The following is a 13,486-nucleotide window of genomic DNA, read 5'->3' on the forward strand; positions in this document are numbered from 1 at the left end:
CGCCCCCTCTCCCGCCTGCTCCGCAGGCACCCTCCCCCGCAGAGGGGGGAGGGTGGTGCTCACCATCGCGGTCCATCAGAACAGGCTCAGCTGCCGCGCCGGCTCGACGAGCTTGGCGCGCAGGTCCAGCCGGTCGGTCCCGCCGGGTCCCGGGTGATAATCGGCGGCGATCAGGAACGGGCGGGCGCGCTTGAGGCCGGAGGTGAGACGGGCGACGTCGTCCAGACGCAGCCGTGTGTGGCGGCGCGCCTTCACGATCTTGTCGACGGCACGCGCACCGAGGCCCGGCACCCGCAGCAGCATCTCGCGGTCGGCGACGTTCACGTCCACGGGGAAACGCCCCCGGTGCTTCAGGGCCCAGGCCAGTTTCGGATCGATGTCGAGGGAGAACATCCCGTCCTCGGCGGCATCCGCCACGTCGTCAGCGGAGAAATCGTAATACCGGATCAGCCAATCGGCCTGATAGAGCCGGTGCTCGCGCTGGAGCGGCGGGGATTTCAGCGGCAGGATGGCGGAGCCGTCGGGGATCGGGCTGAAGGCCGAGTAATAGACCCGCTTCAGGTTGAACGAACCGTAGAGAAGGGCGCTCTTGCGGATCAGCGCCTCGTCGGTGGTGGTGTCCGCGCCGACGATGACCTGCGTCGACTGGCCGGCGGGCGAGAACCGGCGCTTCTCGGCCTTCGCCTCGGTGATCCGCGCGCCGATCTGCTTCATCGCGTTCTGGATGACCGGGCCGTTCTTCTCCGGCGCCAGCCGGTGCAGGCTGGCATCGGTGGGGAGTTCGAGGTTGATCGAGAGCCGGTCGGCATAGAGCCCCGCCTCCTCCACCAGCCAGGGGCTCGCCTCGGGGATCGATTTCAGGTGGATGTAACCGCGAAAGCCGTGGTCGCGCCGCAGGCTCTTGGCCACCCGCGTCAGCAGTTCCATCGTATGGTCGGGCGACTTGATGATGCCCGAGGAGAGGAACAGACCCTCGATATAGTTGCGCTTGTAGAACTCCACCGTGAGGGTCACGACTTCCTCGACGGTGAATTTGGCGCGAGCGACGTTGGAGGAGCGCCGGTTCACGCAATACGCGCAATCGAACAGGCAGTAATTGGTCAGCAAAATCTTCAGGAGCGAGATGCAGCGCCCGTCCGGCGTATAGGCGTGGCAGATGCCGGCCCCGGTGGTCGAGCCGAGTTCGCCCTTGCCCGCCACCCGTTTGGGTGCCCCCGACGAGGAGCAGGACGCATCGTATTTCGCGGCATCGGCCAGGATGCGCAGCTTCTTGGCGAGGGTCTCGTCCATGACAGGGACATGCGCATCGTTCGTGTTTCGTTCAAGTTTTTGTCGGGCCGGGTCGGAAATGCCGCAGGGTGCTGTCCCCTCTCCCCGCCGGGCGGGAAGAGGGCCGCATGGACCTTGTCGTCCATGCGGCGAGCGCAGGCGAAAGCCGAAGCGGGGGTGAGGGGGTGAATCCGGATGAGGCTTGTACGGCTCGGCCCCCTCACCTTCGGCTGCCGCCTCGCATCATGCCCCGACGAGGGGGCATGAAGCCCTCTCCCCGCACGCGGGGAGAGGCGGAAGCACCGCTCGGCTGACGGAGATACTTCCATCACCCGTCGAGCCCGTCCTCCGCATTCACCTCCTCGTCGACGACCGCCTTCGCCAATCCGTACGAGAACCCGGCCCGCGCCATCGAGGCGAGATCCTTGTCGCGGTGGGCGGCACGGAGGTCGGGGCGGCGGAACGGGCCGAGGCGGCGGCGCTTGGCATAGGCGCGGGCCGCCACCTCTTCCGCATTGGTGCCTTCCTCCTCGCCCCGGTCGCGCTCGGTCTCCAGGGTTTCGGCGATCAGCGTCCGGTCGACCCCCTTGGCGGCGAGCTTGGCCGCGAGGCCGCGGGCGGAGGTCCCGCGCCGGCGCAGGGTCGCGGCCCGCGCGGCGGTGAACCGGGCATCGTCCACGAGGCCGGAGGAACGGGCACGCTCCACGATGGCGGCGACAGTCTCGGCGAAGGCGGCCGGGTCTTCGTCCCGGAGCCGGCACCTCTTGGCGACCCGGCGCTCCAAGGTCTGGCGCAGCATCGCCACGGAGGCGCTGTAGCGCTCCAGATAGTGCAGGGCGACGCGCTCCAGATACGCGGCCGTGACCGGCGGCGTAGCTTTTGCCTCGCGGGGCGTAGCTTTTGCCTCACGAGAGGCCCCAGGCCGTCCCGCTGCAACGTTTCGAGCGTTCATCGGTTCATCACGCTTCGGACAGGTTTCAGGATCATGTCGCGCATCGTCTCGACCGTGAACCGGTTTCCTGTCTTACCCCGAGAGGACGCATGCATGTCATGCCGGCATTCCTCCTGAAGCGCGAGTGGCTCCTGGTCGCGCTCGGCCTCGGCTTCGCCGTCCTGGCGGCCGCCGTGGTCTACCTGTCGCGCCCGACCGTTCTCACGGTGGCGGTCGGTCCTCGCGACGGGGCCGAGGCGCAATTGCTCGAAATCTACGCCCAGGCCTTGAGCCGGGCACGAGAGGACGTGCGCCTGAATGTGCGGGCCTATGACGACGTGCGAGACAGCGCCGCGGCGCTCCAGGCGGGTCGCGCCGATCTCGCCGTGGTCCGGCCCGACGTGTTCCTCCCCGATAACGGCCTGACCTTGGCCCTCCTGCACGAGGAGACGCTGCTCATCGCCACGCCGGAAGCGAGCGAGATCGAGAGCTTCCCCGACCTTGCGAAGAAGCGCCTCGGCATCGTCGAGCGCCACGCCGCCGACCGGCCCTTCGTCACCAATCTTCTCGCCTTCTACGATTTCACGGCCGTGCCGGCGCCCGAACCCGGCCAGACGCTCGCCGCCAGCCATATCGCCCTCGTGCCGCTCAAGCCCGGCGAGGTCACGGCCGCCCTGCAGGCCGGCACCGTGGACGCCGTCGCCGTCATCGCGGCCCCGACCTCGAAGGCCGCGATTTCCACGGTGCGGGCGGTGGAGATGGCCTCCCACGAGAAGAAGATCACCATCGTCTCCGTGCCCGATGGCGACGCGATCGTGCAGCGGATGCCGGAACTGCAATCGGCGACGATCCCAGCGGGTACGTTCGGCGGCCGGCCCAAGCGCCCCGATGAGGACGTGAAGACGGTGGGCGCCTCCTACCGGCTGATGGCGCGGGGCGCGGTGAGCCGCTACTCGGTGGCGTCCGTGACCCAGCACCTGTTCGAATGGCGCTCGAAACTCGCGCCGAACGCCCCCATCGCCAACCTGATGAAGGCACCGGATTTCGAGACGTCGGTGGCCGCCACCAGCGCCCGCCTGCCCAACCATCCGGGCGCGGTCGATTATTTCGAGCGCGAGCAGCAGACCCTGTTCGAACGCTACGAGGATTACGTCTACCTCCTCGCCTTCTTCGGCGGCACGATCGGCTCCGGCATCGCCTGGCTCGGCCAGCGCCTCGCCCGCCAGCGCCGCGAGCGGGTGGACGTGGTCCTCGACCGGCTGCTCGACATCCTCAGGGACATCCGCTCGGCGACCACGAGGGAGCAGCTCGACGGCCTCGTTCGCGAGACCGACGATCTCGTCACCGACGTCGTCCAGCATGCCCGCGAGCGCAATGTCGACACCCGCGCGATGAACGCCCTGATCCTGGCCATCGATGCCGTGCACGGCGCCATCGCGGATGCCCGCCGCTCCCTCGTCACCGGCCCCGAGCCCGAGCGCCGGTCCCTGCGGACACGGTCCGCGCGTCTCCTCAGGCTGGATCGCCCGGCGGCGGAATAGCAGCGGTGACGATGTGGTTGGTCCGCTGCCGGCGGAACACGGGGAACGAGCGCTAGCGGCTGCCGTTCGTGAGCAATCTTCGTTTTAATCCATCCAACGCGTAGAATTCATCTCATTCTTTCGTGGGAGTAAACTGCCACGCTTAACAAGAGATAAGATCAGGGATCGCCGGATATTATTTTCGAATTCTGAAACCTTCGTGGTTAGCCATCCGTACCAGCCCGACCGCAAGCCTGCGAGCCGCACACGCATCTCAGGCAGCGCGTAAGGGAGACGACGCAATGGCTACGATCAATGGCGATAACGGCGACAACGTCCTGAACGGCACCGAAGACGAAGACACCATCAATGGCCGCGGCGGTAACGATACGATCGACTCGGTCGATCGTCCCGCAAACATTTTCGCAGGTTCGATCAATCCTGTGCGTGATGAAGTTCGCGCCGGATCCGGCGACGACACGGTGACCGGCGGCAAGCTCGATCGGCTGGTCGGCGGCGAGGGCGATGATTTCCTGTCGGTGAATTTCAATTTCAACGGACCGGTCGTCGGCTCGGGAACCCCGATCAGCTTGACGCTCGATGAGAATGGCACGGGCAGGGCATCCGACGGCACCGTGATCTATGGCTTTGAGTCGGTGAACTTCAACCTGTCCGACACCGGCGACAATGTCGTCGATACCGGCAATGTCCGGGCGCAGCTGACGGGTGGAAACGGAAACGACACGCTCACCACCGGATCGGCGGACGATGTCGTGTATGGCGGCGGCGGCGACAACGTCATCTCGACGGGCGGCGGCAACGACACGATCGGTGGCGGCTCCGGGATCGACACCGTCTTCGGCGGCGACGGCGACGATACTTTCGGCGTCAGCATCGCCACCGACGGCAGTGACCAGGTGAATCTCGGCGACGGCAACGACACCGTCCGGTTCGATCGCGCCGACGGTGGTGCCGGCAACGTGCGCCTGACCTTCACCTCGGCCGAGGTGGGCAACGGCAACACCAACGATGCCGGCAGCCTGACCAACCAGGATGGCGGGCTCGCGGTCCGCGTCCAGGCGGAGGATGCCGACGGCAATCTGACGGGGCCCATCTCCCGCTACGACGATGAGGGCATCACCTTCGTCGCCGGAACGCAGGGCATCACCTTCGACGTCCGCGACCTCGTTTCGGGCACACAGCGCGGCAACACGTTCGAGGGCGTCGTGCTCGGGACCAACGGTGACGACGCGCTGACGTTCTTCCCGCCCTTCCGCGCCGGGCAGGACTTCTATTACAACGCAGGCCAGGGCAACGACACGATCACGGCCGGCACCGGTAACGACTTCCTCGTCGGCGGTGCCGGTAACGACACCATGATCGGCGGTCTCGGCAACGACAGCTACATCGTCGATTCCCTCGGCGACACGGTGGTCGAAGGCGCCGATGAAGGAACCGACACCGTTCTGTCCTCCATCACCTACACCCTGCCCGACACCATCGAAAACCTCGTCCTCACCGGGATGGGCGCCGTCGACGGAACCGGTAACGCGCTGGACAACAGCATCACCGGCAATATCGCCGACAACCGGCTGGATGGGGGAGCCGGGAACGATCGTCTCACCGGTGGCGCTGGCAACGATCTTCTCATCGGTGGCGCAGGCGGCGACGTCATGGACGGTGGCGTTGGTGATGACATGTTCCTCGTGGACGACACGGGCGATCAGGTCATCGAGCTGGCGGGCGGTGGTAACGACACGGTTCGCTCTTCTCTGAGCTATACTTTGTCCGCTGATGTCGAAAACCTCGTCCTAAAAGAGAATGGCGAGCTGAGCGGCAGCGGCAACGATCTGAACAATCGTCTCACCGGCAACGACGCAGACAACCGTTTGAGCGGCGGCGGCGGGGACGATACCCTCGTGGGTCGTGATGGCGACGATACGCTGCTGGGCGGTACCGGAGCCGATACGATGCTGGGCGGCATCGGGAACGACACGTACGTGATCGACAGCGAGGGCGATCGCGTCATCGAGGAGTCGTTCGAAGGCTTCGACACGATCCGCTCGTCTGTCAGCCAGACGATGGCCGCCAATACCGAAAAGCTCGTGCTCACCGGAACCGACGATCTGACTGCCAACGGAAACGAGATCCGGAATCAGATCTTCGGCAACTCGGGCGACAACGTGATCGACGGCGACGATGGCCGTGATCTCCTCTACGGCCGCGACGGTGCCGATACCTTCGTGTTCAATGCCATCACCGACAGTGACGTCGCGGTTTCCGGACGCGACATCATCAAGGACTTCGATTTCGCCGAAGGCGATCGCATCGACCTTAGCGGGATCGATGCGGACTTCGGACAGGCAGGAGATCAGGGCTTCCAGTTCGTCGGAACGGATGCCTTCTCGGGTCAGGCAGGCGAACTGCGCACGAAGTTCGGTGGCGGCAACACCCTCATCCAGGGCGACACGAACGGAGATGGAGCGGCGGACTTCGCCGTTCTGCTGCAGGGCCAGCAGACCCTGGACAACGGATCGTTCGTGGTCTGATCCGCTCTCGATCCAGGCTACCGGATTCACCCATCCGCTTTTTCGGGCGGACCGCGTCCCTCTCCCCCTTGTGGGGAGAGGTTAGGAGTGGGGGTGGCTCCGCCAGCCTCGGCGGCAGGAGGGGCACCCAACTACACCCACCTCCAACTCCTCCCACAAGCTCGACGGATTTCGGGCAGGCCCGAGATCCGCCGGGGAGGAGGGCACAGCTGTGCAGCCCGCGAAATGTGTGAATGCCGTAGCTCGATCCAAGGAAGGGGCTGCTGTCGAGGCAGCCCCTTCTCATGTCCGAAGGCTGCTTTGTCGGCACTGGTGCCGGCGGCTTGCCACCCGATCCGGGCGCTCGGGGCGGGTGCCCGACGATGGAGTCCCGCCACGAGGACCGTGCGGCCAATACCGGGCTGGTTCTCAATAATGCGGCGGGGGTGGTTCCGGGGCGCCGGTGCCGGTGCGGGCGCCGGCCTCCTCGACCTGCTCCACGAGCTTGGCCAGATGCCGCGTCAGGGCATCGATCTGGCGCCATTGCGCGGTGATCGTCGCGTTGAGGTCGTCGATGACCACGTCCTGCTCGGTCAGCCGCATTTCCAGGGCGTCGATGCGGGCGGAGAGCGTATCGTCGTCGGTCATGGCTGGCCCCGCCTCATCGCAATGTCTCGGGATCGTGGTCGGGCCGCTCGACGAGGCCGGGTCCGAGCGCGATGCGGTGGTCGAAGACGAAGCAGTCGCCGCGCCAGCGGCTCTCCGCCTCGGGGATCGTCTCGAGATAGCGCAGGATGCCGCCCTCGAGATGGTGGACCGTGCCGAACCCCTTGGCGCGCATATAGGCCCCGGCCTTCTCGCAGCGGATGCCGCCGGTGCAGAACATCGCCACCGCCGGATGCTCGGCGGGGTCGAGGCCGTCGACATAGGCCCGGAAATCCGAGAACCGCGACAGATGCGGGTCGGTGGCGCCTTCGAACGTGCCGAGATTGACCTCGAAGGCGTTGCGGGTGTCGAGGAGGAGGAGGCCCGGCGTATCGAGCAGCGCGTTCCACGCCTCGGGCGGCACGGGTGTCCCGGCCTCGCCCGCATCGGTGGCGCCGTCGTCGAAGGTCACGATCTCCCGCTTCACCCGCACCTTGAGATGAGCGAAAGGCGCTGCCTCCGCGCGCGAGAGCTTCACGTCGAGATCCCTCAGGCGCTCGCCGAAGAGCGGGCCGTCGCGCAGCTCCGACAGGAGCGTGGCCATGCCGGCCGCGCTTCCCGCGATGGTGCCGTTGATCCCCTCGCGCGCCAGGAGGAGCGTGCCGAGGATGCCGAGTTCCACGCAGCGCCGCTCCAACGCGTCACGCAGGTCTGCGGCGTCGGGCAGGGGAACGAAGCGGTAGAGGGCGGCGACGGTGTAAGGCATCGGCGGCAGGGTCTATCAGGCGTGGTCGTCAGGGGGAACCGCTCGGCGGGGCGCTCTCGATCCGGCGCAGGATGAAGGTGGTGCCGACCTCGGGCTCGCGCCGCCAATGGTTCTCCCCCGCCGGCACCAGCCCCACCACATGGCCGCGCCGTGCCACCAGGGTGAGCCGGCCGGGAGCCGCCAGCCATGCGGCCGGATCGAAGGTCGTCAGCCCGCTGTCGCGGCAGCCCTCGAGCAGGCGGACCGTGGCGGTCCCGCCTCCCTCCGCGGGTTTCAGTTCGAGGCGGCAGACGTCCTGCTCGCGGTAGCGGTCGAGGGCGTAGATGCCGGCCGTCGGCCGCGGGCCGGCAGGCGTCGCTGCGCTCGTCTGCGCCCCGGTACTCTGGCCGCCTGCCGCAGTCGGATCGTCCCGCTCGAGCTTGTACCCGGAGCCGCCATCCGGCGCCGGCGCGGGAGGGGGCGCCATCGCCACGATCTGGAGAGGAACGAGGCTGTAGACCTCGCCTCCCTCGGTCTTGGCCATGAGGCTGCGCCGGTCGTCCCGCGCCTTGAAGATCAGGACCGGCCGGACGTTCTTGTCCACGAGGCGGACGACGCCGTCCACGAACAACCAGGCGGCGACCTCGTTCAGGATCGGCAGGGCACGGCGGCACCCGGCGGGAAACGACAGGCGCCGCCCGCTCTCGAAGCTCTGCGACGCGAGGGTCATGACGCAGCGCCGCGTGCTGCCGTCCCGCGACAGGTCCCAGGTGCCCGGAACGCCTTCGATGGTGGGCGGCAGGGTCTCCACGAAGCCGGAGGGTGGGCTCACCGCGGCTGGCGTCTCCGAGAGGCCTGGGGCGGCGGGGGGCTCCGCCGGTGTCGGGGCGGGCGTCACGGCCGGGGGCGCGGTCGGTGTCGAGGGCGTGGTCGGTGTCGAGGGCGCCTGGGGAGCGCCCTGAACCATCCCCTGGCCCCCATTCTGGGTCATAGTCTGGGCCTGCGCCGGACCGGCCAGGGCCGCTGCCGTCAGCAGACTGGCGAGAAGGCCGGCGAGGGAGCGTGCGAGACGGATCATCGGGCCGCTCCGGTGCTGGGCGCGTTCGTCGGCGTTTCCGGCACCGGCGTCAGCGGGCCCTTGCCGGCGAACCAGGAGAGCAGGTTATCGACCACGAGTTGGCCCATGACCTCGCGGGTCTGGACGGAGCCGGAGCCCACATGCGGCAGCAGGACGACGCGTTCCAGGCCGAAAAAGGCCTCCGGCACCTCGGGCTCGGCGGCGAAGACATCGAGCCCCGCGCCGTGGATCGCGCCCGATCGCAGGGCTTCGATCAGCGCCGGCTCGTCGATGAGGCTGCCGCGGGCGACGTTGACGACGATCCCGTCGGGGCCGAGTGCCTGCAGGATCTCGGCATTGACGATCCCGTTCGTCTCCGGGCCGCCGGGCGCCACGATCATGAGGACGTCCACGGCCCGCGCCATTTCCAGCAGGGTCGGGTGGAAGGCATAGGCCACGTCGTCCTGCCGGCGGCGGCCGTGATAGGAGAGGGCCACGCCGAACCCTTCGAGGCGGCGCGCGATGGCCCGCCCGATCCGGCCGAGGCCGAGGATGCCCACATGCCGGCCGCGCAGGGTCGCGGTGAGGGGGTAGGTCCGTGTCGGCCAGTGCCCGGCGCGCAGGTAGCGGTCCGCCTGCGGGATCTCGCGCACGGTCGCCAGGAGCAGCCCGAGGGCGAGGTCGGCCACCTCGTCGGAGAGCACGTCGGGCGTGTTCGTGACCACCACACCCCGCTCCGCCGCGGCGCCGACGTCGATCGTATCGTAGCCGACGCCGAAACTCGCCACGATTTCGAGTTGGGGCAGTTTCTCGATGAGGGCGCGGTCCACGGGGGCCTGCGCCCCGGTCGCCATGGCGCGGATGCGCGGTCCGATCTCGCGATAGAACGCGTCGGGATCGGGCGCGGTGTCGGCGCGGTGGAGGGTGAAGGCGCCCGCCAGCGCCTCCATCACGCTGGGCTGCATCGGCTTCAGGAGCAACAGGTCGGCAGGCTGCATGTCGCGCTCGTCATCCGTCCCCGGAAGTGGCCAAGAGAGGCGTGGCCATTAAACGATACGGCTGTAATCCGCCGTCCGGGCAGGGTCCAGCCGTCGCGGCGGGTCCGCATCGGCCAAGGTCGCCATGCGGCGCGCGGGCGGCAGTCATGACCGCGATGCGCCGTGTGCGCCGGCCTACTTCCAAGCGGGCCTTTCGAACATTACTAAAGAGGGCGAGAGTCACATATCCGCCCGCGATCCGATCAACGACGAAAACCGAAACAGCCACGCCATGACTGCCCCGCGCACCCTCTACGACAAGATCTGGGACGACCACGTGGTCGATGTCGAGCCGGACGGCACCAGCCTCCTCTACATCGACCGCCACCTCGTCCACGAGGTGACGAGCCCACAGGCCTTCGAGGGGCTGCGCGTGGCCGGACGGCGCGTGCGCCACCCGGAGAAGACCCTGGCCGTGGTGGACCACAACGTCCAGACCTCGGACCGCCGCTTCGGCATCGAGGATCCGGAGAGCCGCCTCCAGCTGGAGACGCTGGCCGAGAACGTGCGCGATTTCGGCATCGAGTTCTACGATGCCCTCGACCGCCGCCAGGGCATCGTCCACGTCATCGGCCCCGAACAGGGCTTCACCCTGCCGGGCCAGACCATCGTCTGCGGTGACAGCCACACCTCGACCCACGGCGCGTTCGGCGCGCTGGCGCATGGCATCGGCACCTCGGAGGTGGAGCACGTGCTCGCCACCCAGACGCTGCTGCAGCGCAAGGCCAAGAACATGCGCGTGACCGTGGACGGCACCCTGCCGCCGGGCGTCACCGCCAAGGACATCATCCTCGCCATCATCGGCGAGATCGGCACCGCCGGCGGCACCGGCTACGTCATCGAATATGCCGGCGAGGCGATCCGTGCCCTCTCGATGGAGGGACGCATGACGATCTGCAACATGTCGATCGAGGGCGGCGCCCGCGCCGGCCTGGTGGCGCCGGACGCCATCACCTACGACTACGTCAAGGACCGCCCCAAGGCCCCCAAGGGCGAGGCGTTCGAGCGGGCCCGCGCCTATTGGGACAGCCTCGCCACCGACGAGGGCGCCTTCTTCGACCGCGAGGTCCGCCTCGACGCGGCGAGCCTGCCGCCCCTGGTGAGCTGGGGCACCAGCCCCGAGGACGTGGTCTCGATTTCCGGTCTCGTGCCCGACCCGGCCGCCATCGCCGACGAGAACAAGCGCCAGTCGAAGGCCAAGGCCCTCGACTATATGGGCCTCACGCCGGGCACCAAGATCACCGACATCACCCTCGACCGGGTCTTCATCGGCTCCTGCACCAACGGCCGCATCGAGGACCTGCGCGCCGTGGCCAAGATGGTGGAAGGCCGCAAGGTCCACCCGTCGGTCTCGGCCATGGTGGTGCCGGGCTCCGGTGTGGTGAAGGCCCAGGCGGAAGCGGAGGGCATCGACCTCATCCTCAAGGAGGCCGGGTTCGATTGGCGCGAGCCGGGCTGCTCCATGTGCCTCGGCATGAATGCCGACCGCCTCAGCCCCAACGAGCGCTGCGCCTCCACCTCGAACCGCAATTTCGAGGGCCGCCAGGGCCATCGCGGGCGCACCCACCTCGTCTCCCCCGCCATGGCCGCCGCAGCCGCCGTGGCCGGCCGCTTCGTGGACATCCGCGAGTGGCGCGGCGAGGCCTGAGCGCCCAGCTTAGGCGGAATCCGCGAAACGGGCCGGAATCGCGATTGACGCGGCCGGCCCGTCCGCCTAAACGAACCTCCGCGTCGGCAAACATCTGCCGACCGGCCCAGGTGGCGGAATTGGTAGACGCGCTGGTTTCAGGTACCAGTCTTGCAAGAGGTGAAGGTTCGAGTCCTTTCCTGGGCACCATCAGTTGGCTAAGCCGCTGATCCGCAAAAGAGAACGGTGAATTCAAGCACTTAGGGCTACCCGCGTGGTTCACACGGGTGGTACACATGGCCCTTAAGATGCCCAGTCCCGTTAAAGATCGTCATGGAACGTACTATCTCCGGCGCAGAGTGCCGAAGGACCTACTGGATCACGTAGGCAGTCCGACAATCAGGCGAAGCCTGAAGACGAAAGACCCATCCGAGGCCAAGCGGCTTATGGTGCGGGCATTGGCCGAACTTGACGCTGAGTGGCAGAGTCATCGCAGCGGCCCTTTGACGCTGACAGAACGTGAAACGCACGAGTTGGCTAGGCCGGTTCACGACTATTTGGTCGCTCGTTCAATCGAAAATCCCAGCCTGCGGCATGTCTGGTTCGGGGACTTGTACGATAGAGTATGGATTACACGATTAGATCGAGATGTCCTCGAGCACACAAAGTGGTATGAAGACGAAGACATGGCATGCATAGTGCATATGTATTCAATTAGCATGTCTGAGACGGATAGATTAATCGAAGAGAAAAAACTGAATTTTGATAATCAAACTTATTGGCTCTTCGCGAAGGCCGTTGGCGATGCTTATCATCGCGCGGATCGAGTGCTCGATAAATTATCCAAAGGATATGATCTGCCTCGGAAATTGGAGCCGAGGATTGCTGATTTCTTAGTCAGCGCTACAAAAATTGCACCGATTGAAATTTTCCAAACAAAAACCCCCGAACCTAATAGCAATAGTAAAACAGACAAAAGACTTAGTGTACTTTTTGATGAATGGTGGTCGGAAGCCTCTCGTCGTGGAATCAAGAAAAGTACCTATGCCAGCTATAAGCATACAATCGATAATTTTATCAAATACATCGGTTTTGATGATGCGCCCAGAATTAGACCAAATGACATAATCGCTTTCAAAAACTATAGACTCGAAACTCCATCGCCAAAGACCGGAAAATTGCCATCTATAAAAACAGTCAAAGATAGCGATCTTGCTGCGTTGAAAGCGGTGTTTCGGTGGGGTGTAGTCAACCGAAAACTGGAAAGCAATCCGGCTGCTGACGTGACTATTAAGGCTCGAAAGCCGATTAAGCTTCGTTCAAAGGGTTTTACTGATTTAGAAGCCATCGCCCTTTTGAAAGCTGCGCTTCTTTATGAGAATGCTCGAGAAAGTAACCTAACGGCAGCAGCGAAGAGATGGGTTCCGTGGCTCTGCGCGTTCACTGGCGCGCGCGTCGGTGAAATTGCCCAGCTGAGACGAGAAGACGTTCGCCTTGAGGGCGATTACTGGTTAATTCGGATCACTCCAGAGGCAGGCACTCAAAAGACAGATGAGGCACGCGAGGTCGTATTACACCCGCAACTGGTCGCGTTAGGTTTTCCCGAATTTTGCGGTCAATCCTCCGAAGGCCATCTCTTCCTGCAGAGAGCAAAAAATGGTGATGTCCTTGGGCCGCTGCAAGGGCTAAAGAATCGTCTCGCTGAATTCGCCCGGCTAACCGTCTCCGACCCCAACGTTATGCCGAACCATGGCTGGCGGCACCGTTTTAAGACTATAGGGCTCGATGCGGGGATCGAGATGCGGATACTTGATGCCATTCAAGGACACGCGCCACGCTCAGTTGCCGATAGATACGGTGATATTTCCAGAAAAGTAATTGCAACAGCCATCTGGAAATTGCCATCCTTTGATATCTGACCAATTTAATCAAAAGAAACAGCAAAATCTTGCAAAAGGATGACATCCGTCTAGTGTACCCAATAATCCATACCTTAGTCATCCAATGTCCCGATTAGAGGCCATGATCGCTCAATCCTATGCGTATGACGCGTCATGCCCCAAAAGACGTGTGGTTTCCGACCCAAACGACCTTAATTTAAAAACTGGTAAACATCCCTTGTAAGAA

Annotated in this window: 10 protein-coding genes and 1 tRNA gene; 5 read left to right on the top strand and 6 right to left on the bottom strand. The window is 65.1% G+C overall.

Annotation, left to right across the window (positions count from 1 at the left end; genetic code table 11):
- Positions 1–75: 75 nt before the first annotated feature.
- Positions 76–1,290, bottom strand: coding sequence for a putative DNA modification/repair radical SAM protein (locus RQI43_RS23850; RefSeq protein ID WP_027171783.1), 1,215 nt, complete (start codon positions 1,288–1,290; stop codon positions 76–78).
- A 307-nt stretch (positions 1,291–1,597) separates the two neighbouring features.
- Positions 1,598–2,221 (bottom strand): RecX family transcriptional regulator, encoded by a 624-nt coding sequence (locus tag RQI43_RS23855; protein ID WP_311276809.1) that lies wholly within the window; start codon positions 2,219–2,221, stop codon positions 1,598–1,600.
- Between the two features lie 89 nt (positions 2,222–2,310).
- On the opposite strand from RQI43_RS23855, the gene RQI43_RS23860 reads away from it, so the two are divergent.
- Positions 2,311–3,741, top strand: coding sequence for a TAXI family TRAP transporter solute-binding subunit (locus tag RQI43_RS23860; protein WP_311276810.1), 1,431 nt, complete (start codon positions 2,311–2,313; stop codon positions 3,739–3,741).
- Positions 3,742–4,022: 281 nt separating this feature from the next.
- On the top strand, positions 4,023–6,269 hold the full coding sequence (locus tag RQI43_RS23865) for a calcium-binding protein (RefSeq protein WP_311276811.1): 2,247 nt from the start codon (positions 4,023–4,025) through the stop codon (positions 6,267–6,269).
- A 408-nt stretch (positions 6,270–6,677) separates the two neighbouring features.
- Here the strand turns inward: RQI43_RS23865 and RQI43_RS23870 are convergent, their stop codons facing one another.
- The 4 genes from RQI43_RS23870 to RQI43_RS23885 are packed head-to-tail and all read right to left on the bottom strand — an operon-like array spanning position 6,678 to position 9,693.
- Positions 6,678–6,896 (bottom strand): SlyX family protein, encoded by a 219-nt coding sequence (locus RQI43_RS23870; RefSeq protein WP_018045441.1) that lies wholly within the window; start codon positions 6,894–6,896, stop codon positions 6,678–6,680.
- 13 nt (positions 6,897–6,909) lie between these two features.
- Complete coding sequence (locus tag RQI43_RS23875) at positions 6,910–7,659, bottom strand: rhodanese-like domain-containing protein (protein ID WP_311276812.1); 750 nt, start codon at positions 7,657–7,659, stop codon at positions 6,910–6,912.
- A gap of 28 nt (positions 7,660–7,687) precedes the next feature.
- Positions 7,688–8,716, bottom strand: coding sequence for an AprI/Inh family metalloprotease inhibitor (locus tag RQI43_RS23880; RefSeq protein ID WP_311276813.1), 1,029 nt, complete (start codon positions 8,714–8,716; stop codon positions 7,688–7,690).
- A complete protein-coding gene (locus RQI43_RS23885; protein WP_311276814.1) occupies positions 8,713–9,693 on the bottom strand; it encodes a 2-hydroxyacid dehydrogenase in 981 nt (326 codons plus the stop codon). Before RQI43_RS23885 ends, RQI43_RS23880 begins: the two co-directional genes overlap by 4 nt.
- A 271-nt stretch (positions 9,694–9,964) precedes the next feature.
- On the opposite strand from RQI43_RS23885, the gene leuC reads away from it, so the two are divergent.
- The 3 genes from leuC (at position 9,965) to RQI43_RS23900 (ending at position 13,278) form a co-directional block, all read left to right on the top strand.
- The gene (gene leuC, locus RQI43_RS23890; protein WP_311276815.1) at positions 9,965–11,380 is read left to right on the top strand and encodes a 3-isopropylmalate dehydratase large subunit; all 1,416 of its coding nucleotides are present in this window, start codon (positions 9,965–9,967) and stop codon (positions 11,378–11,380) included.
- Between the two features lie 104 nt (positions 11,381–11,484).
- Positions 11,485–11,569 (top strand) — tRNA-Leu (locus RQI43_RS23895).
- A 98-nt stretch (positions 11,570–11,667) separates the two neighbouring features.
- A complete protein-coding gene (locus RQI43_RS23900; protein ID WP_311276831.1) occupies positions 11,668–13,278 on the top strand; it encodes a DUF6538 domain-containing protein in 1,611 nt (536 codons plus the stop codon).
- The last annotated feature ends 208 nt before the right edge of the window (positions 13,279–13,486 follow it).

It is taken from the genome of Methylobacterium sp. WCS2018Hpa-22 (assembly GCF_031843785.1).
Classification (GTDB): domain Bacteria; phylum Pseudomonadota; class Alphaproteobacteria; order Rhizobiales; family Beijerinckiaceae; genus Methylobacterium.